Annotated in this window: 19 protein-coding genes and 1 tRNA gene; 8 read left to right on the forward strand and 12 right to left on the reverse strand. The window is 71.9% G+C overall.

Annotation, left to right across the window (positions count from 1 at the left end; translation table 11 throughout):
* The first annotated feature begins 3 nt into the window (after window positions 1-3).
* Together ACFWRV_RS23375 and ACFWRV_RS23380 are read left to right on the forward strand one after the other, a co-directional pair.
* Window positions 4-489, forward strand: coding sequence for a hypothetical protein (locus tag ACFWRV_RS23375; protein ID WP_384337601.1), 486 nt, complete (start codon window positions 4-6; stop codon window positions 487-489).
* A 113-nt stretch (window positions 490-602) separates the two neighbouring features.
* Entirely contained in the window at window positions 603-1145 is a 543-nt protein-coding gene (locus ACFWRV_RS23380) for an MscL family protein (protein ID WP_384337548.1), read from the forward strand.
* A gap of 16 nt (window positions 1146-1161) precedes the next feature.
* Here ACFWRV_RS23380 and ACFWRV_RS23385 read toward each other — a convergent pair whose 3' ends face one another.
* From ACFWRV_RS23385 to ACFWRV_RS23410, 6 genes are all read right to left on the reverse strand, one after another.
* On the reverse strand, window positions 1162-1386 hold the full coding sequence (locus ACFWRV_RS23385; RefSeq protein WP_384337550.1) for a hypothetical protein: 225 nt from the start codon (window positions 1384-1386) through the stop codon (window positions 1162-1164).
* Between the two features lie 61 nt (window positions 1387-1447).
* Complete coding sequence (locus ACFWRV_RS23390) at window positions 1448-1843, reverse strand: hypothetical protein (RefSeq protein WP_384337552.1); 396 nt, start codon at window positions 1841-1843, stop codon at window positions 1448-1450.
* Window positions 1840-2568 carry a ubiquinol-cytochrome c reductase iron-sulfur subunit gene (locus tag ACFWRV_RS23395; protein WP_384337554.1) on the reverse strand — a complete coding sequence of 243 codons (729 nt, stop codon included), beginning with the start codon at window positions 2566-2568 and terminating at the stop codon, window positions 1840-1842. Before ACFWRV_RS23395 ends, ACFWRV_RS23390 begins: the two co-directional genes overlap by 4 nt.
* Entirely contained in the window at window positions 2565-3167 is a 603-nt protein-coding gene (locus ACFWRV_RS23400; protein ID WP_044371306.1) for a 4Fe-4S dicluster domain-containing protein, read from the reverse strand. The genes ACFWRV_RS23395 and ACFWRV_RS23400 overlap by 4 nt, the downstream gene beginning before the upstream one ends.
* Before the next feature lie 6 nt (window positions 3168-3173).
* Entirely contained in the window at window positions 3174-5501 is a 2328-nt protein-coding gene (locus tag ACFWRV_RS23405) for a molybdopterin oxidoreductase family protein (RefSeq protein ID WP_384337556.1), read from the reverse strand.
* On the reverse strand, window positions 5498-6607 hold the full coding sequence (locus ACFWRV_RS23410; RefSeq protein WP_384337558.1) for an MFS transporter: 1110 nt from the start codon (window positions 6605-6607) through the stop codon (window positions 5498-5500). The genes ACFWRV_RS23405 and ACFWRV_RS23410 overlap by 4 nt, the downstream gene beginning before the upstream one ends.
* Window positions 6608-6824: 217 nt before the next feature.
* Here ACFWRV_RS23410 and ACFWRV_RS23415 point away from each other — a divergent pair, with 217 nt between their 5' ends.
* Window positions 6825-7901 (forward strand): P1 family peptidase, encoded by a 1077-nt coding sequence (locus ACFWRV_RS23415; protein ID WP_384337560.1) that lies wholly within the window; start codon window positions 6825-6827, stop codon window positions 7899-7901.
* A gap of 237 nt (window positions 7902-8138) precedes the next feature.
* The gene (locus ACFWRV_RS23420) at window positions 8139-8891 is read left to right on the forward strand and encodes a DUF6227 family protein (protein ID WP_384337562.1); all 753 of its coding nucleotides are present in this window, start codon (window positions 8139-8141) and stop codon (window positions 8889-8891) included.
* A gap of 101 nt (window positions 8892-8992) precedes the next feature.
* On the opposite strand, the gene ACFWRV_RS23425 is transcribed toward ACFWRV_RS23420, so the two are convergent.
* Window positions 8993-10561 carry an MFS transporter gene (locus ACFWRV_RS23425; RefSeq protein WP_384337564.1) on the reverse strand — a complete coding sequence of 523 codons (1569 nt, stop codon included), beginning with the start codon at window positions 10559-10561 and terminating at the stop codon, window positions 8993-8995.
* Window positions 10562-10622: 61 nt separating this feature from the next.
* Between ACFWRV_RS23425 and ACFWRV_RS23430 the strand changes: the two genes are divergently transcribed.
* Entirely contained in the window at window positions 10623-11702 is a 1080-nt protein-coding gene (locus ACFWRV_RS23430; RefSeq protein ID WP_384337566.1) for a helix-turn-helix transcriptional regulator, read from the forward strand.
* Between the two features lie 131 nt (window positions 11703-11833).
* Here the strand turns inward: ACFWRV_RS23430 and ACFWRV_RS23435 are convergent, their stop codons facing one another.
* Together ACFWRV_RS23435 and ACFWRV_RS23440 are read right to left on the reverse strand one after the other, a co-directional pair.
* Window positions 11834-12835: a sigma-70 family RNA polymerase sigma factor gene (locus ACFWRV_RS23435; RefSeq protein WP_384337568.1), complete on the reverse strand. Its 1002-nt coding sequence runs from the start codon at window positions 12833-12835 to the stop codon at window positions 11834-11836.
* Window positions 12836-13215: 380 nt separating this feature from the next.
* On the reverse strand, window positions 13216-13998 hold the full coding sequence (locus tag ACFWRV_RS23440; RefSeq protein WP_384337570.1) for a dioxygenase: 783 nt from the start codon (window positions 13996-13998) through the stop codon (window positions 13216-13218).
* Between the two features lie 266 nt (window positions 13999-14264).
* On the opposite strand from ACFWRV_RS23440, the gene ACFWRV_RS23445 reads away from it, so the two are divergent.
* Window positions 14265-14777, forward strand: coding sequence for a MarR family winged helix-turn-helix transcriptional regulator (locus ACFWRV_RS23445; protein ID WP_384337572.1), 513 nt, complete (start codon window positions 14265-14267; stop codon window positions 14775-14777).
* A 153-nt stretch (window positions 14778-14930) separates the two neighbouring features.
* Here the strand turns inward: ACFWRV_RS23445 and ACFWRV_RS23450 are convergent, their stop codons facing one another.
* Together ACFWRV_RS23450 and ACFWRV_RS23455 are read right to left on the reverse strand one after the other, a co-directional pair.
* Window positions 14931-16454: an MFS transporter gene (locus ACFWRV_RS23450; RefSeq protein ID WP_384337574.1), complete on the reverse strand. Its 1524-nt coding sequence runs from the start codon at window positions 16452-16454 to the stop codon at window positions 14931-14933.
* A gap of 186 nt (window positions 16455-16640) precedes the next feature.
* Window positions 16641-17360 (reverse strand): TetR/AcrR family transcriptional regulator, encoded by a 720-nt coding sequence (locus tag ACFWRV_RS23455; protein ID WP_384337576.1) that lies wholly within the window; start codon window positions 17358-17360, stop codon window positions 16641-16643.
* Between the two features lie 267 nt (window positions 17361-17627).
* Here ACFWRV_RS23455 and ACFWRV_RS23460 point away from each other — a divergent pair, with 267 nt between their 5' ends.
* Window positions 17628-18905 carry a M6 family metalloprotease domain-containing protein gene (locus ACFWRV_RS23460; RefSeq protein ID WP_384337578.1) on the forward strand — a complete coding sequence of 426 codons (1278 nt, stop codon included), beginning with the start codon at window positions 17628-17630 and terminating at the stop codon, window positions 18903-18905.
* A 56-nt stretch (window positions 18906-18961) separates the two neighbouring features.
* Here ACFWRV_RS23460 and ACFWRV_RS23465 read toward each other — a convergent pair whose 3' ends face one another.
* On the reverse strand, window positions 18962-20797 hold the full coding sequence (locus ACFWRV_RS23465; RefSeq protein ID WP_384337580.1) for a class I adenylate-forming enzyme family protein: 1836 nt from the start codon (window positions 20795-20797) through the stop codon (window positions 18962-18964).
* Between the two features lie 544 nt (window positions 20798-21341).
* Here ACFWRV_RS23465 and ACFWRV_RS23470 point away from each other — a divergent pair.
* Window positions 21342-21414: transfer RNA gene (locus ACFWRV_RS23470), tRNA-Arg, on the forward strand.
* Window positions 21415-21480: the final 66 nt, after the last annotated feature.

Consider the following 21480-nt stretch of genomic DNA (forward strand, 5'->3'; position numbering starts at 1 on the left):
CGGGTGCGGGGCGGTGGTGCGGACCGGCTGCGGCGCATGCTGCGTCGGCAACGGCGTGCGGCGGCCGCCGGGCTTGCGCTGGCCGGCGCGGCGCTGGCCACCACGGGCCTGAGCAGCGCCGACGGAGGGGCCGGCCCGCCGGACGCTCCGCCGGGGACCGGCCGGCCGTCGGTGCGGCTGGTCTCCGCGCCGGTCCGGATCGCGGATCCGGAGACGGTACGGCTGCTGCGACCGGGAGACCGGGTCGATGTGATCGCGGTGGGCGATGCGGGCGGCGACGCGCGCGTGGTGGCGCGAGGTGCGCGCGTGGCGAAGGTGCCTCATACCGGCGCAGGCCCCGGCGATCACGCGGTGGACGGTGCCGATGCGAGGCCGGGGGCGGGGGGCGGGGCGCTGGTGGTCTTCTCCGTGGAGCGGACGACGGCCACGGCGCTGCTCGGCGCGGGCGCTTCGGGGCGGCTGGCCGTGGCGGTGTCCGATGTGGACTGACGCCCTTTCACATCGCCGGTGGAGCTTGGCCGATTGGACAGTCTCGCCTTCTCCCGCCTTAGGTGGCGGAGCAAGTTGCTCCTCTCACCGCCCATGCGAAAGAAGGCTCACCCGTGAGCGAGAAGAAGGTCAGTCTGCTGGAGGGCTTCAAGGTCTTCCTGACACGCGGCAATGTGATCGACCTCGCGGTGGCTGTCGTCATCGGTGCCGCTTTCACCAACATCGTGAACGCGGTCGTCAAAGGCATCATCAACCCCCTGGTCGGCGCGTTCGGCACCCAGGACCTGGACAACTACAGCTCCTGCCTTCAGAGCCCGTGCACCACGGACCCGAAGACCGGGAAGATGGACGGGATCGAGATCCTGTGGGGCTCGGTGCTCAGCGCGACGCTCAGCTTCCTGATCACCGCTGCCGTCGTGTACTTCCTGATGGTGCTGCCGATGGCCAAGTACCTGGCCAGGCGGGCGGCGATGCAGGCCGCCAAGGAAGGCGTGCAGGAGACGATCGAGGTGAGCGAGCTGGAGGTGCTGAAGGAGATCCGCGACGCCCTCGTCGCCCAGCGCAACGATGGCGCGCCCGGTTCCCACGGGCCGGACTCGGGCGACGGCCCAGGCGGAACCGGCGGGGCTGCTGCGGGTCCGCGCGGGGACCGGTAGCGCTCCGGGCGATCGCTCAGATGTGGTGGGGCGGCTTCTCGTCCAGGAAGCGCGCGAGGTCCGCGGCGCTGCCGCCGGAGAGAGGCCGCTCGCCCCACCCCTGGTCCGTATCGTCCGCGGACTGCCGGTCCAGCGGATCGTCGAAGATCAGAACCGGCTTGGGCTTCGGTTCCTGGTGCGGCTGCTCCTGTGGCTGCTGCTTCTTCGCATCACGCGGGCGGGGGGCGGGGGCGGCGCTCATGTCTCCAGGGTACGGCGGCTCACCACGGGGGGTGAGCCGCCGAGGGTCCGAGCGGCGGGCGTCAGCGGTCCTTCGGGTCGACGAGCCACAGGCCGAGCACGACGAGGAACGACAGGCAGAGGAAGCCGGCCCCCCACCAGGCCGTGCCGGTGTTGCCCTCCATCCACTCGTCGATCAGGACCGTCAGTCCCCAGAGCTGGCCGATGACGACGGTCATGGCCAGGGCGAGGCGGGCGGTCAGTTTCGCGGAGCGCTCGGGGTTCTGGTCGGTGCCCGCCCCGGGCCCGGGGCCGGTGTGCCGGACGCGGGGGTCCCCGTATCCGCTGGTGGGGCGGATCTGCGGATACCGCTCGTGGACGGGCCGGTTCAGCTCGGGGTCAGCACTGCCGGGGCGGTAGGTGGGGTAGTGGCTGCCCGGGGGCGGCAGCGGCTGCTCGGGGTGCGCGGAGTCGCTCATGCCCGCCCGCCCGCGTTCTCGGCGGCGGACGTGACGCCGGTGGTCCGGTTCCGGGCTCGTGTCCCGGTGGCGGCCCGGGGTGGGGACTCGGCTCCGCCGTCGGCGCCCGGGCAGCCGATACGGGCGGCGAGCTCGGGGCGCTCGCCGCCGAGCTGGCGGCAGAGCCCTTCCTCGACGCTCTCGCCGGAGCGGGTGGTCCCCACGGCCCACACGCTTCCGTCGTCCTGCTCGATCACCACGACCTTGGGCAGCCCGCGGGGCGGCGGCCCGGCGGTGACCTCGCCGGACCGGGCGTCGAACACTCCCTCGTGGCACGGGCAGTACAGCTCGCCCTCGGTGCCCCGGTCCTGGCGCCAGAGCACGGCGCAGGCGAGGTGGGTGCAGACGGCGGAGTAGCCGACGAGGGTGCCGTCGTCGAGCCGGACGGCGACGGCCCGGTCCTCCTCGCCCGGGTAGCGGAAGGCGATCGATTCGCCGGGCAGGAGCTGCTGGGCGATGCGCTTCGCCTCCGGGGCCTTGCCCTCCTCGCCGTCGCCATGGCGGTGGAGGATGCCCGCGGCCACCCCGATGCCGCCGACGGCGAGACCGCCGGAGACGGTGGTGACGATCCGGAGGTAGTCCCGCCGGGTGGTGAGCGAGTCGGCCGCGATCCGGTCCTGGAGTGCCTCGCGCGGGTCGCCCCCGGCGGGGTGCTCGCCACCCGGCTGCTGATCGGTGACGCTCATCGGCGGACGTCCTTCCCGTTGATCTCGACGACGGGAAGACCGCCGGGCACGGGCCACTGGACGCGTTCGGCGGGGACGACCATGGCCACGCCGGTGCGGACCTCGGTCTCGCCGAAGACGAAGGTGTCGGCGACCTGGACGCCGGGGCGCTCCGCCTGGAGTTCCTCGACGGTTCCGTAGAAGAGGGCTCCGGTCGGGCAGACGGTGGCGCACATGGGGGCGAGGCCGTAGGCGGTGCGGTCGTAGCAGAGGTTGCACTTCATCTGCAGCTTCGCCTGGAGGTCGATCTTCGGTACGCCGAAGGGGCAGGCGTTGACGCAGTTGGAGCAGCCGATGCAGCGGGTGGTGTCGGCCTGCTGCACCACACCGTCGGCGGTCACCAGGATCGCGTCGGCGGGACAGACCTCGGCGCACGGGGCGACCGGGTCCTCGCAGTGCATACAGACGGTGGGGAGGGAGGCGACGGACCGGCCCTCGTCGGTGTAGTCGAGGTGGATCATCGATTTTCCGCGGTGCGAGTCGCATTCGCGGCAGGCGGAGACACAGGCCTGGCAGCCGATGCAGCGCCCCGGGTCGATGAAGATCGTTCTGCCCATCATGGGGCCTCAGCTCCTCTCCGAGGTGCCACGGCCCTGGGGGGCCGTGGGAGGCAGCGGGTCGGTACGGGAGACCTGGGTCTCCGGGTAGGCGACATGGCCGGGAGCGACCGGCGGGGCGGGGACCTCGCCGATCCGCGCGGCATGCTCGATACGGCAGGCGCACACCTTGTACTCGGGAATCTTGGAGCGGGGGTCGAGGGCGTCGATGGTGAGGGCGTTGGCCGCGGTGGGGACGGGCCAGTGGTAGGGGACGAACACGGTGTCGGGGCGGATCGCCTCGGTGACCAGGGCGGGGAAGACCTCGCTGCCGCGTCGGGTGACGACGCGGACGGGTTCGCCGTTGCGGAAGCCGTGCGAGGGGTGGATCTCGGCCCAGGGGCGCGGGGTCTGCTCGACGAGGGCGCCGAGCCTGCGGGTCTGGTTGCCGGAGAGGAAGTGGGCGACGGTACGGCCGGTGGTGAGGGACATGGGGTGCTCGTCGTCGTACGGGTCCATCGGCGGGTGCCACTCGACGACCTGAAGGTGGATCTTGCCGTCGGGGTGGTAGGTCTTCCCGTCCTCGAAGAGGCGCGGGGTGCCGGGGTGATCGGTGGTGGGGCAGGGCCAGGCGATTCCGCCGGTCTCCTCCAGCCGTTCGTAGGTGATGCCGTAGTAGTCGTTGACCGTGCCGGCGGAGGCGATGCGCAGCTCGTCGAAGACCGACCGCGAGTCGGGGAAGTCGAATTTGTCGCCGGCGCCGAGCCGGCGGGCCAGTTCGCACATCACCCAGGTGTCGGTCCGGACGCCGGGGGGCGGGTCCTGGGCCTTGTTGTGCTTGACCACGCGGGCTTCCGCGTTGGCCATCACCCCTTCGTCCTCGGCCCAGGTGGTGACAGGGAAGACGACATGGGCGTTGGCGGCGGTCTCGGAGAGGAAGAAGTCGAATTGAGCGTGGAACTCGGTGGTGTCGTACCCCTCCTTGACCACCCGGTAGTTGGGCAGGGAGACGAAGGGGTTGTTGCAGATGCCGATCAGGCCGCGGATCTCACGGCGTTGCATCTGCCAGACCATTTCCATCATGGAGGTGCCGGCGGGCGGGAGTTCGGACTCCTCGATGCCCCAGATCTCGCAGATCTGGCGACGGTGATCCTCGTTCATGATGGAGCGTCCGCCGGGGAGGAGGTCGGACTTCTGGCCGTGCTCGCGGCCGCCCTGCCCGTTGCCCTGGCCGGTGATGGTGCCGTAGCCGGCGCCGGGTTTGCCGATGTGTCCGGTGGCGGTGCAGAGGTTGATCACGGAGAGGCAGTTCTCGACGCCCTGCGAGTGGTGTTCGATGCCCCGGGCGTGCCAGGCCATGGCCTTGGGCGCGCGGGCGAAGGCGCGGGCGACCTGGACGATCTGTTCGGCGGGGATCCCGCAGATCGCGGCGGCGCGGGAGGGCGGGTATTCGGCGGCCTTGGCCTTGACCTCCGCCCAGCCGGTGGCGTGGGCGTCGAGATAGTTCTCGTCGGTGAGCCCTTCCTCGATGACGACGTTCAGGACGGAGGTGAAGAAGGCGGAGTCGGTGCCGGGCTTGAGGGCGACGTGGATGTCGGCGGTCCGGGCGATGGCGGTCTCGCGCGGGTCGATGACGATGAGGCTGGCCCCGCGGTCCCGGGCTCCCCAGACGTACTGGGTCATCACGGGGAAGCACTCGCCGACGTTGGAGCCCGCGATGAGCAGGCAGTCGGTGAGCAGGATGTCGGAGAAGGGGTTGCCGGCCCGGTCGATGCCGAAGGCGAGCTTGTTGGCGCCGGCGGCGCTGACCATGCAGAGACGGCCGTTGTAGTCGACGTGCCGGGACTTGAGGGCGACCCGGGCGAACTTGCCCACCAGGTAGGTCTTCTCGGAGAACAGGCTGGCCCCGCCGAGGAGCCCGAAGGCGTCGTTGCCGTAAGCCTGCTGGATGCGCTTGACCTCGGAGACGGTGAAGTCGAGCGCCTCCTCCCAGGAGACCTCGCGGAACTCCTCGTCGCGGGAGCGGCGCATCAGCGGGGCGGTGAGCCGGTCGGGGTGGTTGACCTGCTGGTAGGCGTTGATGCCTTTGGGGCAGAGCCGCATCCGGTTGATGTCGTGGTTGCGGGGTTCGACGCCGAAGACCTTGCCGCCCCGGTCCACGCGCAGATACATCCCGCACTGGACGCCGCAGAAGCAGCAGTGGGTGGGCACCAGCGTCTCGCCGTTCTGGTCGGCGTGCCACCGGTCGGCCGGGATGCCGCCGGCGTCCCGGAAGGCGCGGGTGCCGGGCGGCGCGAGGGAGGGATCCAGGGGGATGAAGGTGCGGCGGTCGGCAGCAGCTCGCGGATCCGCGGTCAATTGAAGCCCTTCTTCACATGGGAGAGATAGGCGCTGCCACGCAGCACCCGCTTGCAGCGCGGGCAGTATTCGGCCCAGGCGTCGAAGTCGAGGCGGAGGTCGCGCATGGTGCCGCGCAGGTTCTCGACGTAGGGCCCGGTGTCGATGGGCTCCTCGCAGCGGCGGCAGGAGAACACCTCGTCGTCCTTGCGGCCGGTGTACTTGAACAGCTGCATGCCGACCGCGGCCGGGCGCTGGACGATGTGGAAGAACTTGCCGAACGGGATGTAGATGAGGGTGAAGACCACCGACACCATGTGCAGGATCGCCAGGAACTGGTAGCCGCCGCCGTGCAGGAAGACCGAGGAGAAGGTGAGCAGCAGGCCCGTCACGGAGATGACGATGAGCGCGATCAGCGGCACCAGGTCATAGGCGAAGCGCTGGCCGGTGACGGCGCCGCGGTCCTTCATCCGGCGCCACAGGAAGTACGAGGCGCCGGGGATGACGAGGACGGCGGCGATGTCCAGGCCGTGGAACATCAGCCAGCCGAGAAGGTTCAGGGAGTCGAAGCCGATGATCTTGAAGCCCCAGATCCGCATCTCGTAGCCGGGCCCTGAACCGGTGCCGGAGGTGAAGGTGAACCAGCCCCAGGTGAGCGGGAAGGTGATCAGGGCGGCGAGGATGCAGCCCCAGAAGATCAGCTGGTGGGCGGCCCAGCGGGCGTGGGAGCGGGCCCCGAGGAACTTCTGGAAGCCCAGATAGGTGGCGGTCATCTTCGGTAGGGCGGTGGGGGCCCTGCGGAAGTTCTCCAGCGAGAAGAGGCTGCGCCAGCCCTGTTTGAAGAGTCGTCGGGCGCCGGGGGCGGAAATCCAGACGGTGTAGCGGTAGGCGACGCCGAAGGCGAGGAAGACCGTGGCCACGGCGTAGGGGAGGAGGGCCGAGTCGAAGTTCCGGAGCATGCGGCTGCCGAGCACGATCGCGAGGATCAGGAGGGCGGAGACAGCCACTCCGGCGAGCGTTGCCCGGGTGGTGACGGACCGGGGGCCGGTCGGTGCGGGAGGCGTGGCCGCGGGGCCGCCGGGTGCGGGGGGCTCGGTCGCTGCGGTGGCTTCTGAGGGCTCGGTCACCCGACCACCGTAGGGCTGTTTGGGCGGATTGAACCCGTTTTGGGGGGTGAGAGGGTGAGCGGGTCGCCCGGACAGTCGCAAGGGTCGCCTTGCCCCGGCCGGGTCCGGGCATCCTGCCCGTGCGGGGCCTTGCGCACGGCTCCCGGCTCGCCGGTACGTTCGAGGCGCATCGCCCGCGCTCCCCCGCGGGCCCCGATCCCGACCGGAGGAGCCGCACATGACCCGCGAGGACAAGACCCCCGCCCTCCCGCCCCTTCTGGACGCGCTGACCGATGTGGCCGGCATCCGGGTCGGCCACGCGGAGGTCGCCGGCGTCGGCGCGTTGAGCGGCACGACCGTCGTTCTGGCGCCCGAGGGCGGGGCCGTGGCCGCCGTGGACGTACGGGGCGGCGGGCCGGGCACGCGGGAGACGGACGCGCTGGACCCGCGCAATCTGGTGCAACGGATCGACGCCGTGGTCCTCACGGGCGGCAGTGCGTACGGGCTCGACGCCGCGTCCGGCGTGCTGGCCTGGCTGGAGGAGCAGGGCCGGGGCGTCCGGGTCGGCGCCGAGCCCGGACAGGTGGTGCCGGTCGTGCCGGCCGCCGCCCTCTTCGACCTCGGCCGGGGCGGTGACTGGCGGGCCCGGCCCGACGCGTCGACCGGCCGCGCGGCGGTGGAGTCCGCGGCCGCCTCGGGGCCCGGGGAGCCCGTGGCCGAGGGCTCGGTGGGCGCGGGTACCGGCGCGGTGGCCGGGCAGCTCAAGGGCGGCATCGGCACGGCGAGCGCCCGCCTCGCCTCGGGGGTCACGGTGGCCGCCCTCGTCGCGGTGAACGCGGCGGGCTCCGTGGTCGACCCCCGGACCGGGGTGCTGTTCGGGGAGTACGGCGCCGGGGAACCGCCGGTCCACCCTCCGGCCGAGGTCCGCGCGGCGGCGGAGCGGCGTCTGGCCCGGGAGCGGGAGGCGGTGGAGGCGGCCGGGGGCGGGGCCCCGCCGTTCAACACGACGCTCGCGGTCGTCGCCACGGACGCGGACCTGACCCGGGCACAGGCCCAGAAGCTGGCGGGCACCGCGCACGACGGCCTGGCGCGCGCGGTGCGCCCGGTCCACCTGCTGACCGACGGGGACACCGTGTTCACGCTGGCCACCGGGCAGGTGCGGGTGCCACCCGGGGATCCGGCCGCCGTCAACGAGATCCTGGCGGCGGGCGCCGACGTCCTGGCCCGGGCCATCGTCAAGGCGGTGCGGGCGGCCCGGAGCAGCGAGGGGCCGGGCGGGGGGTTCCCCTCGTACACGGAGTTGTACGGCGGCTGACGCCCTATCCGGACGACAGGCCCCAGGGGGCGCGCGGCGTGAGCGAGGGGCGCGCGGACGGCCGACTCGTCGTCCGCGTAAGGGAGTTCACCCCAACCGCCCGAAATGCGCTGGGAACAGGCGGGGAACTTTCTGCGTGCGCCCTACGTTTTTACCAACCCCGGTCACGATGTCGGACCCAGGGACTACGTTAAGCACGCATCGAGTAACGCGCGGCGACGGCCTGGAGACACCACCTTGAGCGATCCGTACGAGACAACCGAGCACCACCTCGACCGACTCCTGCGACGCGCCCTGAACTCCTTCGACCTTCCCGACAGCACGGTCGACCGCCTCGGCACCGCGCTCGCCCACAGCAGTTCGCTGCACTCGTCGCACCACAGCTCCGTGCTGCACCGCGAGACCTACCGTCACACGTATCTGCTCGCCGACGGCTCCGCCCTCACCCTGTGGGAGCTGGTGCACAGCGGAGGCCGGGACGTGCGGGCCCCGCGTCGGCACGAGCTGTACGACGAGGAGGGCGACGCCCGCATCGCCGCGTCCCGGCTCGCCGGGAGCCTCTGCGACTCCCCGGCCTTCGGCGACGGGATGCAGGAGACGCAGGGCGAGCTGGAGATGCTGACGGTCCTGATGTCCGCCCCGCCGGCCCCGCTCCCCCGGACGTACGCCCCCGACAACTCCGCGGACCACGCCCGCCGGGTGCTGCGCCGCGCGGAGAACGCCGACCGGCCGGGCGAGCGGAAGTCGCGGCTGCTCCGGTCCGCCTTCGCCCACCACATCACCCAGATTTTCGGGCGTCAGTGCCGCGTCGACGGCCGGCCCGCCGGGTTCACGCTCTACGAGCACGCGTTCCTGCTGCTGGACGGCAGCGAGACGAGCCTGTGGGAGGTCGAGCACACGGCGACGCCCGACGGCCGCCACATGTGCGAGGTGTACGAGGACGAGCACACCGCCCGCGCCGCGATGGAGAGCCGCACCCGGATCTGCTGACCCGAACCGCGGTGACCGGCCCGGGCGGCGAACCGCGGGGGCCGGTCACAGCGGGGTCAGGTCCGGCTGCCGCCCCGGAGGCCGGTCCCCCGCCACGCGGGTCAGTTCGCGTCGCCCTCCGCGTGGGCGGCGCCGTCCGCGTTCGCCGCGCCCTCCACATGGGCGCGCGGCCGGGCGGGCAGCGCGAACATCACCAGGAAGATCACCGCGAGCACCCCGGCCACCCACCACAGCGACTGCTGGAACGCGTCCACGAACGCCGGGCCGACCGCCTCGGGAGCCAGCCGGTCACCGATCGCCCCGAAGAAGACGACGGACACCAGGCCGAGGCCGAGCGCCGTCCCCATCTGCTGCACGGTGTTGATCAGGCCGGACGCCGAACCGGCGTGCTCCTGGGGCACTTCGGAGAGCACCGTATCGGTCAGCGGAGCCACGATCAGCCCCATCCCGGCGCCCATGACCACCAGCGGGACGGCCATCTGCCAGGAGGTGATGCCCATGCCGTACTGCTCGCTCTCCCAGAGGTAGATGAGCAGTCCGGCGATCATGAGGAGCGCACCGGCCTGGAGGACCTTGCGGCCGAAGCGGGGCACGAGCTTCTGTACGGAGATCCCGGCGGCCAGCGAGACAGCGACGGAGAACGGGATGCCCGTCGTGCCGGCGCGCAGCACGCTCCAGCCGAGGCCCATCTGCATGTAGAGGGTCCAGACCAGGAAGAAGATGCCGAGGCCGACGCCGAAGGTCAGCTGCACGGCGATGCCGGCGGCGAAGCTCTTGATCCGGAACAGGGTCAGTTCGATCAGCGGCGAGCCGTCGGTCAGCGCCTTCCGCCGCTGGTACGAGACCAGTGCCGCGAAGACGAACAGGCTGCCCACCATGGACAGATGGCCCCAGAGCGGCCAGTCCAGCTCGTGTCCCCGGGTGAGCGGGTAGATGAGCATCAGCATGGCGAGGGTGATCAGGCCGACGCCGGGCAGGTCGAGTCGGACCGCCTTGGGGGCCTTGGACTCGGTGATGAACTTCGCGCCGAGGATCAGTCCGGCGATGCCGACGGGCAGGTTGATCAGGAAGATCGGCCGCCAGCCGAGCCCGAAGAGGTCCCACTCGGTGAGCAGGGCGCCCAGCAGCGGCCCGGAGACCGCGCCGAGCCCGACGACCGCGCCGAAGAGGCCGAAGACCTTGCCGCGCTCGTGGGCCGGGAAGGTGGCGTGCACGATCGAGAGGACCTGGGGCACCATCAGGGCCGCCGTCGCGCCCTGGAGGATGCGGGCGGCGACCAGTATCTCCGGGTTGGGCGCGAAGCCGCACAGGGCCGATGCGAGCGTGAACCCGCCGATGCCGATGAGGAAGAGCCGCTTGCGCCCGTAGATGTCGCCGAGCCGGCCGCCCGTGATCAGCCCGGCCGCGAACGCGAGGGCGTAACCGGCGGTGATCCACTGGATCGCGGAGACGGAGGCCCCGGTCTCGCGGGTGATGCTGGGGATCGCGATGTTGACGATCGTGACGTCGACCAGGTCCATGAAGGCCGCGGTCATCACAATGGCGAGCGCGAACCAGCGACGCCGGTCGGCCGGGTCGGGAACGGGTGCGACCGGCGTCTTCACCGGTGCGGGGGTCGTGAGCGGTGCGAGGTGCGATGCCGCGGGCGGCGGCGGTGCGGAAGAAGGCATGCGAGGAACCTATGCGGGCATTAGGCCAGATCGTGACCTGATGGCCCGGCATCCTGAAGCCATGTCCGACACCCCCGCACGACTGCTGAAACTGCTCTCGCTCCTCCAGACGCCGCGCGAGTGGCCGGGCGGCGAGCTGGCCGAGCGGCTCGACGTCAGCCCGCGCACGATCCGCCGGGATGTCGAGCGGCTGCGCGACCTGGGCTATCCGGTCGAGGCCTCGCGCGGCTCGGTGGGCGGCTATCGGCTGGTGGCGGGCGCCGCCATGCCGCCGCTCCTGCTGGACGACGAGGAGGCGGTGGCCATCGCGGTGGGACTGCGGGCCGGGGCGGGGCACGCGATCGAGGGCGTCGACGAGGCCTCCGTACGGGCGCTGGCGAAGCTGGAACAGGTGCTCCCCTCGCGGCTGCGGCACCGGGTGTCCGTGCTCCAGAACGCCACGGTGCCGCTGACCCGGGGCGACGGCGCCACGATCGACCCGCGGACCCTGACGACGCTGGCTTCGGCGGCCACCGGGCGGGAGCGGCTGAGGTTCACGTACCGCAGCGGCGACGGCACCCGGACGAAGCGCCAGGTCGAGCCGTACCGGCTGGTGAGCACCGGGCAGCGCTGGTACCTGGTGGCGTACGACATCGGCCGGGAGGACTGGCGTACGTTCCGGGTGGACCGGGTCGGCGAGCCGTACGCGACGGGGGCCCGGTTCGCGCCGAGGCCACTGCCGGCCGGGGGCGCGGACACCGGCGGCGAGGGCGCGGGGCGTGACCCGGGGAGCGGTGGCGGGGACGCGGCGAGGTTTCTGGCGCGGTCGATACGGCGGATGCAGCCGGAGCTGCGCCTCGATGTGTGGTTCGGGGCGCCGGCGGAGTTCGTCGCGGCGCGGCTGCCCGGGATCCTCGGCGCGCCCGTACCGGACGGGGAGGGGGGCTGCCGACTGCGGACCTCGTGCACCGATTCGCTGGAGTGGGTGGCACTGCGGCTGGCATTGGTGGACTGCGAGTTCTCCGTGCACGGGCCGCCGCAGCTGGTGGCGTATCTGGAAGGCCTCGGCGCCCGGCTGACCCGGGCCGCCGGACCTCGCCCCGGCGGAGGCGAGCGGCCGGCCGGAAGGGACCCGTTCACCGGTGCCCCTGAACAGGGATGAGCCCCGACGCCGGGGGGGGTGGGCGCCGGGGCTCAGCTCGTGGACCGGTGAAAAACCGGTCGGGTGACCGGAATGACCCGGTCGGTCAGCCGGTGCGAACCGGCTTGATGGGGAGATTACGGGTTATTGGCTCACGCCGCAGCGTCAAAGCCCGTGTCGTGAGCCATTCGCTTCAATTCGAGCAGGGCGTGCTTCTCTATCTGGCGGATCCGCTCCCGCGTGAGGCCGTGCTGCTTGCCCACTTCGGTCAGGGTCCGCTCGCGCCCGTCCTCGATGCCGTACCGCATCTTGATGATCGAGGCGGTCCTGTTGTCGAGCTTGCCGATCAGGTCCTCCAGCTCCTCGCTGCGGAGCAGGGTCATCACCGACTGCTCGGGCGAGACGGCGGAGGTGTCCTCCAGCAGGTCGCCGAACTGGGTGTCGCCGTCGTCGTCCACGGACATGTTGAGGCTGACCGGGTCGCGGGCCCAGTCCAGGACGTTGCCGACGCGCTCGGCGTTGGAGTCGAGCTCGGCGGCGATCTCCGCGTGCTCCGGGTCGCGCCCGTGCTCGCGGTTGAACTCGCGCTGCACCCGGCGGATCCGGCCGAGCTCCTCCACCAGGTGGACGGGGAGCCGGATCGTGCGGGACTGGTCCGCGATGGACCGGGTGATGGCCTGCCGGATCCACCAGGTCGCGTAGGTGGAGAACTTGAAGCCCTTGGCGTAGTCGAACTTCTCGACCGCGCGCACCAGGCCCGCGTTGCCCTCCTGGATCAGGTCGAGCAGAGGGAGCCCCGCGCGCGGGTAGCGGCGGGCCACGGCGACGACGAGCCGGAGGTTGGAGCGGATGAATATGTCCTTGGCGCGCTCGCCCTCGGCGACCAGCGCCTCCAGCTCCTCACGCTTCGCGTCACCGACGGCGCTCTCCACCTCGCCGTCGAGGATCTGCTGGGCGTAGACGCCCGCCTCGATGGTCTGGGAGAGGTCGACTTCCTTGGCGGCGTCGAGCAGCGGTGTGCGGGCGATCTCGTCCAGGTACATGCCGACCAGGTCGCGATCGGCGATTTCCCCGCCCACGGCGCGAACACTGCGTGCCCGGTCGGTCCCACCGGAGGCGGCGGACGTACGACGGGCGACGGCACGGGTTGCCATGCGTGCTCCCTTGCTGAGTAGGTCGCGACACCCTTTCGGGTGCCCTGCATCCGATGGAAACAACGACTGGAATCCGGACAGAATTCCCATGCGGCACATTCACTTTCGTGATCATGCAGTACCCTGTCCGGCTCGGGCCGCCGGGCGCAGCTTCCGGATTCCGCCGGACGCGCAGGTCAGAGCCGGTGTTGGGGGCGATCCGGCCCCTTTTCCGGCTCTCCGGCCCAGTACCCGGAATCCGTGCGCCTATGAGCCGTGCTCCCGCTCCGGAAGACGGCCTGGGGGGCGTTCGGGTTGCTCAGGGTTGTTCAGGGCGCCCGCTACGCGCCGGACCGAAGCCCTCAGGGCCGCGCCAGTACCCGCCGGACGTACCGGGCCCCTCAGCCGAACTGCACCGAGCGCTTCGCCAGCCCCATCCAGAAGCCGTCGATGACGCTCCGCCCCCGGTCGAGCTCGTCCTCGGCGGCGCCCAGCGTCACGAACAGCGGCGCGAAGTGCTCGGTGCGCGGGTGGGCCAGCCTTCCGGCCGGGGACGTGTGCTCGAAGTCGATCAGCGCGTCGATGTCCTGGGCCCGCAGCGCACGGTCGCCCCAGTCGTCGAACTCCGCCGACCAGCCGGGAACACCGCCGCCCTGATGGCGCAGAGCGGCCAGGTTGTGGGTGAAGAAGCCGCTGCCGACGATGAGCACGCCCTCGTCGCGCAGGGGGGCGAGCTTGCGCCCGACGTCCATCAGCTTCTGCGGGTCGAGGGTCGGCAGGGAGATCTGCAGTACGGGGATGTCGGCGTCCGGGAACATCTCCACCAGCGGTACGTACGCCCCGTGGTCCAGGCCCCGGTCCGGGATGTCCTGGACCGGCGTACCGGCGCCGCGCAGCAGCTTGCGAACGCTGTCGGCGAGCTGCGGCGCGCCGGGGGCCCCGTACCGCACCGCGTAGTAGTGCTCGGGGAAGCCCCAGAAGTCGTACACGAGCGGCACGGTCCCGGTGGCCCCCAGGGCGAGCGGGGCCTCCTCCCAGTGGGCGGAGACCATGAGGATCGCGCGGGGGCGGGGCAGGCCCGCGGACCAGGCGGCGAGTTCACCGGGCCAGACGGGATCGTCGGCCAGCGGCGGCGCGCCGTGCGAGAGGTAGAGGGCGGGCATGCGCTCCGCGGTGGCTGTCATGGCACTCCCCATCCACTGGGACGCGGACCCCGGGGCGACGGGCGCCGCGCTGGGCGCACAGGACACCGGATCCGGTCACGAGTTCGTCAGAGCAGGAGTTCCCCGAGGTCATCCGGGGGATCGTTGTTCAGGGGTCCTGCGGAACTCTGCGGGAATTCCTGCGGATCCCCTGCGGGGACTCCTGGGGCAGGTTTATTGAAACTTCAAGCTCCTACCCCTGGAGACCTTAGCCCTATCTAGTTAAACTTTCAAGAAAAGGTCGTACAGTGGAGTCCATGACCACGGCATCCACCAGCGCACCGCGTTGGCTCACCGACGAGGAGCAGCGCGTCTGGCGCGCCTATCTGCATGCCACCACGCTGCTGGAGGATCACTTCGACCGCCAGTTGCAGCGCGATGCCGGTATGCCGCACATCTACTACGGGCTGCTCGTCCAGCTCTCGCAGGCCCCCCGCCGCCGGATGCGGATGACGGAGCTGGCCCGGAACGCGAAGATCACCCGTTCCCGGCTCTCGCACGCCATCGCCCGGCTGGAGAAGAACGGCTGGGTGCGCCGCGAGGACTGCCCCTCCGACAAGCGCGGCCAGAACGCGGTGCTCACCGACGACGGTTACGCGATGCTCCGCCGCTCGGCGCCGGGCCACGTCGAGGCCGTACGGCAGGCGATGTTCGACCGGCTCACGCCCGAGCAGGTGAGCAGCCTCGGGGAGATCATGCGGGTGCTCGCCACCGGACTGGAACCGGAGGGCACGGGCGCGGATCTGCCCTGGCTCCGCTGAGCGACGCGATCGCCGAGGAAGACCGGGGCAGATCGATCGCCGAGCGGGACCAGGGCAGGTCGGTCGCCGAGCGGAACCAGGCGGAGCGCCGAGAACCCCGGGGCAGGAGAGCCTGGACCCCCGGGGCAGCGGCTACGAAGGCGCGGGCCTCCGTCAGTGGGCGACGACCGGGATCCTGAACTCCTCCTCGGCGCCCGCGTCGGACGCGCCCTCCGTGCCGCCCGATCCCGTTCCGGGACGGCCGGTGTTGATGAGGGCGATCGCGATGGCGGCCGCGGCGACGAGGATGCCGACCGCCCACCAGATGGCGGCGGCGAAACCGCTGACCATGGCCTGGAGCTCCAGGAGCTGCGGGTCCGTGGCGCGGGCCGCGTGATCGGCGACGTACGCGGTGGTGGCGCTCGCGGCGATGGTGTTCAGCAGGGCGGTGCCGATGGCGCCGCCGACCTGCTGCGAGGTGTTGACCATCGCGGAGGCCACTCCCGCGTCACGCGGCTCGATGCCGTGCGTGGCCAGGGACATCGCCGGCATGAACGCCGTACCCATGCCGAGGCCGAGCAGCAGCATGCCGGGCAGGATGACGGCCGCGTAACTGGTGTTCAGGTCCAGCTGGGTCAGGAGCAGCATGCCGACCGCGGCGACCAGGAATCCGGGGCCCATCAGCAGACGCGGCGGGACCCGGGTCATCAGCCGGGTGCCGATCTGGGTGGAGCCGGTGATCATGCCCACGATCATGGGCATGAACGCGAAGCCGGTCTTGACCGGGGAGTAGCCCTTCACGACCTGGAGGTAGTAGGTCAGGAAGAGGAACAGCCCGAACATCGCGATGATGGCGAGACCCAGGGAGAGGTAGACCCCGCCCCGGTTGCGCTCGGTGAGGACGCGCAGCGGCAGCAGCGGCGACTTCACGCGCGCCTCGGTCACGACGAAGGCCAGCAGCAGCACGGCGGCGGCGACGAACATGGAGACGGTCAGCACGTCCGACCAGCCGGCCGACTCGGCGCGGGTGAAGCCGTACACCAGGGCGACCAGGCCGAGCGTGGAGAGCACGACGCCGGGGATGTCCAGCGGCGCGCGGTTGCGGGTGCCGGAGGGCTCGCGGATCACGAAGTAGGCGCCCGCGGCGGCGACGATGGCGAACGGAATGTTGACGAAGAACGTCCAGCGCCAGTTCAGGTACTCGGTGAGGAAACCGCCGAGGATCAGCCCGACCGCGCCACCGCCACCGGCGATGGCCCCGTAGATGCCGAAGGCCTTGGCGCGCTCCTTGGCGTCGGTGAACATCACGGCGAGCAGGGACAGGGCGGCCGGGGCGAGCAGGGCGCCGAAGACACCCTGGAGGGCCCGGGAGCCGAACATCATCGCCTCGTTCTGGGCGGCCCCGCCGAGCGCGGAGGCCAGCGCGAAGCCGATCAGACCGACGACGAAGGTGCGCTTGCGTCCCCAGAGGTCGGCGATCCGGCCACCGAAGAGGAGGAGGCCACCGAAGGCGAGGGCGTAGGCGGTGATGACCCACTGCTTGTTGCCGTCGGATATGCCGAGGTCGGTCTGGGCGGAGGGCAGCGCGATGTTCACGATGGTCGCGTCGAGGACGACCATCAGCTGGGCGAGCGCGATGAAGGCGAGGGCCTTCCAGCGACTCGGATCGGGAAGGGCGGTGTCAGCCAGGCGTGGCATGCCGGACGTTTTGGACATGGGTGTGGCCACCTAAGGACGTGAAAGGGCGCCGAGGCGTCGCGAAATGGGCGTCGGCGGTACGTATGGGTGTACGCGCGACGGGTGAAGTGGAACGTGACGGACGGAGACGACTACGTGTACGGGGGCGGTGATGTGCCGCCCGGAAGTTTCAGCGCGGTGCGGGCGTCAGGGGCGCCGCAGATCCTCCAGGGTCGCCGCCGAGCCGGGCAGTTCGGAGCGGGCCGGGGTCTCCAGGCCGTCCAGGAACAACTGCAGATGGCGGTGGGTGAACCGGTCGATGCCTTGGCAGGCGATGCCGGGGAGCGGCCGGGTGAGCTGGGAGAGGGCGACGAGTACGTCACCGACGGCGATGTCGGTGCGCAGCCGCCCCGCGGACTGGGCGCGCGCGACGAGGCCTTCGACGGCCTCTTCGAGGCGTCGGCGCTCGGCGAGCAGGTCGGGATGGTCCTTGTCGAAGACCCCGGAGAGCATCGGGCACAGGGCGCCGATCCGTTCGTCGGCGGCCGTGTGCACGAAACGGCTGAGCGCGGCGAACGGGTCTGACTCCGCGGCGACGGCCTCCTCGGCCCTCAGGGTGGTGCGGGAGGTGACCGCGAGGACGACCTCGTGGGTGAGGGCGGCGCGGTCGGGGAAGTTGCGGTAGAGCGTGGCGTTGCCGACGCCCGCTCGGCGGGCGACGTCGTCCAGCGCGACGTCCGGGCCGAACTCGACGAACAGCTCGCGGGCTGCCGCGATGATCCGCTCCCGGTTGCGCAGCGCGTCGGCCCGCGGGCGGGCCGCGCGGCACGGTGCTGCCGGTGCGTCGGTCTCGGCGGTGCTCCCGACTGCGGGCTTCACCGCGCTCTCGGCGACGCCGTTCCCGGCGTTGCCGGCGACGGTCTTCACGGCGGCTCTCCCACCCTTCCCTCTGTGTAGCCGGTCGATCCCCATCAGTAAACGGGGACCCCTTCCCCGTTTAGCGGGGACACGTATGCAAACGGGGAAAGGATCCCCGCTTATTTCCCGACCCTTTGTGACCTGAGTCACATCCCATCCGGAGGAAAACCCTCCGATCGGCGCACCCAGCGAGCGGGCCCGGACCACCCGACACAGGCTGATCGCCAGAGCGCAGTCAGGGGTCGGCCGACTGCCGCGGACCCCGAAGGCGCCTCTATGCAGCAGCCCCGCCACCGGATACGCAGACACCGCCGCCCGGTCGCCCTGGCCGGAGCGACCGCGCTGGTCATAGCGGCCGTGGCCTCGGCCAGCACCACCCTGCCGACCGCCGGCCGCGCCTCGGCCGGACCGGCGGCCACCGCCCAGGACTCCGCGCTCGCCCCGTGCCGGATCTCCGCCACCATGGGCGTACAGATGTCCGAGGGGCTGCCGACGCCGCCCGGCTACTCCCGGTCGACCGGCGAGATCAGGGCGCTCAACCTGATGATCGACTTCCCGGACGCGGAGGGAACGGAACCCGCGACGGACCGGTACGCGGAGTTCTTCCCGCAGACCTCCGAGTGGTTCAGGACCAGCTCCTACGGCCGGCTCGTCTACCGGCCCGAGGCCCCCCTCAAGGACTGGCTGCGGATGCCGATGCCGTTCACGGAGTACGGGATAGAGCGCGGCTCACCGTTCGAACCGGGCTACCGCCAACTGGTGAAGGACATCGTCGCGGCCGCCGACCCCCGGGTCGACTTCTCCGCGTACGACCTGGTGAACGTGCTGGTCAGCCCGAACGCCGGCCCCTCCGCGCTGGACACCGTGCTCTCGGTGACCTTCTCCGGCAACGACGAGGCACCGACGGCGGACGGTGTCCCGCTCGCCAACACGTCCTTCGTCTACAGCCGCCAGGACGACGGATCGGGCTCGTACGCCGAGACCGGCTACCGCGTCCTGCCGCACGAGAACGGCCATGTCTTCGGGCTGCCCGACCTCTACACGATGGAGGGCGGCGGCTCGGTCGGACACTGGGACATCATGTCCGAGGACTGGGGCGCCAACAACGACTTCCTGGCCTGGCACAAGTGGAAGCTCGGCTGGCTCGACAACGAGCAGATCAGCTGCGCGTCGCAGGCCGGCGTCAGCGAGCACACGCTCGGCCCGCTGGCCACCGAGGGCGGCACCAAGCTCGCCTTCGTCCCGCTGAGCGCCCAGTCCGGCTACGCCGTGGAGGTCCGCACGGCGGCCGGCAACGACGAGGCGGTCTGCCGCCCCGGGGTGCTGATCTACAAGGTCAGCTCCGACGTGGACACCGGCCAGGGGCCGGTGTCCGTCGCCGACGCCACCGAGGACAGCGGCGGCTGCACCCGGCGCCCCAACGTGCACGCGGAACTGTCCGACGCCCCGTTCCGCCCCGGCCAGACCTTCACCGACCGGGCCAACGGCGTACGGATATCCGTGCTGGACGAGGACGGCGACGGCAACTACCGCGTACGGGTCACGCGCCCGTGAGACCGCCGGGACGGCTCCGGGTCACGCGCCTGTGAGACCGCCGGGACGGCTCCGGGTCACGCGCCCCCGAGGCTGCCGCGGCGGGTGCCGGTCACGCGCCCCGCGGGAGGTGCGGACGCCTCCGCGAAGGCCCGGATCTCGTCCTTGAGGAGCTTCCCGGTGGCGTTGCGCGGGAGCGGCTCGTCGGTGAACAGCACCCGGGCGGGCACCTTGAACGCGGCGAGCTTCCCAGCGACGTGTTCGCGCAGAGCCTCGGCGGTGACCCCGGCCCCGGCCCCACCGCCGGCTCCGGCTCCGGCTCCGGCTGAAGCTCCGGCGCGCAGCCTGACGACGGCTGCCACCTCCTCCCCCAGCACCGGGTGCGGGATGCCGAGGACGGCGGCGTCGGCCACGTCCGGGTGATCGTGCAGGACTCCCTCGACCTCGACGCAGTACACGTTCTCGCCGCCCCGGATCACCACGTCCTTGATCCGGTCGCAGACGGAGACCCGCCCCTCGCGGCGTACGGCGAGATCCCCCGTACGGAACCAGCCGCCCTCGCCGAAGGCCTCCTCGGTCGCCGCCGCGTCGCGCCAGTAGCCGCGGAACAGGGACTGGCCGCGCAGCCACAGCTCCCCCGGCTCCCCGTCGGGCAGTTCCTCACCCGACGGCCCGGCGATCCGTACCTCGGTGACCGGGGTGGGGCGGCCCGCGCCGCCGGGCTCGGCGCGGTAGTCGTCGCCGAAGTGCGCGAGAACGCCGCCGCTGGTCTCGGTGAGGCCGTAGCCGTTGCGGGGCTCGACGCGTTTCCCGTACCGGGCGGTGAGGCGGGCGACCAGGGCGGGCGGGGCGGGCGCGCCTCCGGTGCTGAACAGCGTGAGGCTCTCCAGCCCGTCCCCCGTCCGCTCCGCGGCCTCCAGCAGGTGGAGGCCGGTGGCGGGGACCCCGGCGAAGTGCGTGACACGGTGCGTACGGATCAGCCGCAGCGCCTCCTCCGCGTCCCACTTGTGCATCAGGACGAGGGTGCCGCCGGCCGCCATCGCCCCGTAGAAGCCGGTGAACGCGGCGACATGGAAGAAGGGAAACGTCATCAGGGAGACGGGGGCGGGCCCCTGCCCCGGGATGACGCCGCGCGCCAGCGCGGAGGCCGCCGCGTGGTAGCGGGGGTTGAGGGCGGCCCCGGCCTGGGCGAGATGGGTGGCCACCGCGCCCTTGGGGCGGCCGGTGGTGCCGGAGGTGTACAGGATCGTGGCGTCGTCCTCGGGCCGGGGCTCCACGTCGGGCGGCGCGGCCAGCGGGTCGGGCGCGGGGAACTCCTCGTACCGCTCGACGCGCAGGCCCTCCGCCGTCCGCCCCGCGCCGTGGAAGAGGACGAGCCTTGTCCCGGTCCGCCGGGCCCAGCCGGCGACCCGCCCCAGCCGCTCCCCGTCCACGAGGAGCACGCCGGGCTCGCAGTCGTCGAGGGCGTGGCCGAACTCGCCCTCGGTCCACCAGGCGTTGAGCGGTACGGCGACGAGACCGGCCAACTGGGCGGCCCAGAAGGCGATCTGCCACTCGGGATGGTTCCGCATCGCGATCACGGCCCGGTCGCCGGAGCGCAGACCGTAGCGCTCCCGCAGGCGTACGGCGAGAGCGGAGGCGGCGGCGAAGAACTCCCCGTAGGAGTACGTCCGTTCCCCCGCGATCAGGAACGGAGCGTCCCCGTAGGCCCAGGTGGCTTCCACGAACTCCCGCAGCGTACGGGGCCCGTCGGCGTACTCCGGCGTCCCCCGCTCCCCGGTGACCACGGCGAAGGGCGCGCCGGGCGCGGTGAGGGAGTCCTCGATGCGTGCGGCACGCCGGGTGCGTTCCGCCCGGGCCGCGGCGTCTTCGGGGCCCGGGTGCGGGGGCGGGGACGGGTGGGTGTGCGGCACGGACGGCCTCTCTCGCGCTGACGCTGAAACTGGCTGCTACGCGAGACGCTATGCGGGCCGGGCCGGAGCCGCCAGGGCCCGCCCGTGCCCGCCGCCGCAGTCTCCCCGCGCCGGAGCGGGCAGGGAGGACGGCACGGAGAGACACGGGGAGGGTCAGGCCCCGGCGGAGGGGGGTGGGAGCGGGCGGTGCGGACCGGTCGCCCTGAGCCGAAGCGGCCGGGAGTCGCTTGACGGCGTACGCGCGCGCATCGAGTGCCCACCTCCTGACCTGTCCGCCCGCCCACCCGGACAGGTTCCGGTGACGCTCGTCACACTGAACCGGCCCCGACCGTCGGGGCTCAGCGCCGCCTACGCCTCCCCTACGCCGCCTGGGCGCCGGGGCGCTTGAAGACCTGACGGCCGTGCCGGAGAACGAACTCCGGACCGACCGCGGGCTGCCCGGGCCGGGGCGTGGCGATCACCAACCCGCGGAGCCGCTGCCGACCCAACCGCTACACTGGCGGCGGTAGCCCGGCCTGCACGGCGGGGCCACCGTCGCATCCCAGCCTTCGTAGCTCAGGGGATAGAGCACCGCTCTCCTAAAGCGGGTGTCGCAGGTTCGAATCCTGCCGGGGGCACAGCGCGTCACCAGCAGGAAACCCGAAAAGGGCCAGGCCAGGGCAAATACGGCCTGGCCTTCTTCG

The sequence above is a fragment of the Streptomyces sp. NPDC058576 genome, assembly GCF_042718715.1.
Lineage (GTDB): Bacteria > Actinomycetota > Actinomycetes > Streptomycetales > Streptomycetaceae > Streptomyces.

Bases quoted from the DNA above. Each gene is read 5' to 3' on its own strand.
- ACFWRV_RS23430 (WP_384337566.1), top strand. From the start codon at position 10,623: ATGTCCGACACCCCCGCACGACTGCTGAAACTGCTCTCGCTCCTCCAG.
- ACFWRV_RS23435 (WP_384337568.1), bottom strand. From the start codon at position 12,835: ATGGCAACCCGTGCCGTCGCCCGTCGTACGTCCGCCGCCTCCGGTGGG.
- ACFWRV_RS23440 (WP_384337570.1), bottom strand. From the start codon at position 13,998: ATGACAGCCACCGCGGAGCGCATGCCCGCCCTCTACCTCTCGCACGGC.
- ACFWRV_RS23425 (WP_384337564.1), bottom strand. From the start codon at position 10,561: ATGCCTTCTTCCGCACCGCCGCCGCCCGCGGCATCGCACCTCGCACCG.
- ACFWRV_RS23460 (WP_384337578.1), top strand. From the start codon at position 17,628: ATGCAGCAGCCCCGCCACCGGATACGCAGACACCGCCGCCCGGTCGCC.
- ACFWRV_RS23390 (WP_384337552.1), bottom strand. From the start codon at position 1,843: ATGAGCGACTCCGCGCACCCCGAGCAGCCGCTGCCGCCCCCGGGCAGC.
- ACFWRV_RS23400 (WP_044371306.1), bottom strand. From the start codon at position 3,167: ATGATGGGCAGAACGATCTTCATCGACCCGGGGCGCTGCATCGGCTGC.
- ACFWRV_RS23450 (WP_384337574.1), bottom strand. From the start codon at position 16,454: ATGCCACGCCTGGCTGACACCGCCCTTCCCGATCCGAGTCGCTGGAAG.
- ACFWRV_RS23415 (WP_384337560.1), top strand. From the start codon at position 6,825: ATGACCCGCGAGGACAAGACCCCCGCCCTCCCGCCCCTTCTGGACGCG.
- ACFWRV_RS23395 (WP_384337554.1), bottom strand. From the start codon at position 2,568: ATGAGCGTCACCGATCAGCAGCCGGGTGGCGAGCACCCCGCCGGGGGC.
- ACFWRV_RS23385 (WP_384337550.1), bottom strand. From the start codon at position 1,386: ATGAGCGCCGCCCCCGCCCCCCGCCCGCGTGATGCGAAGAAGCAGCAG.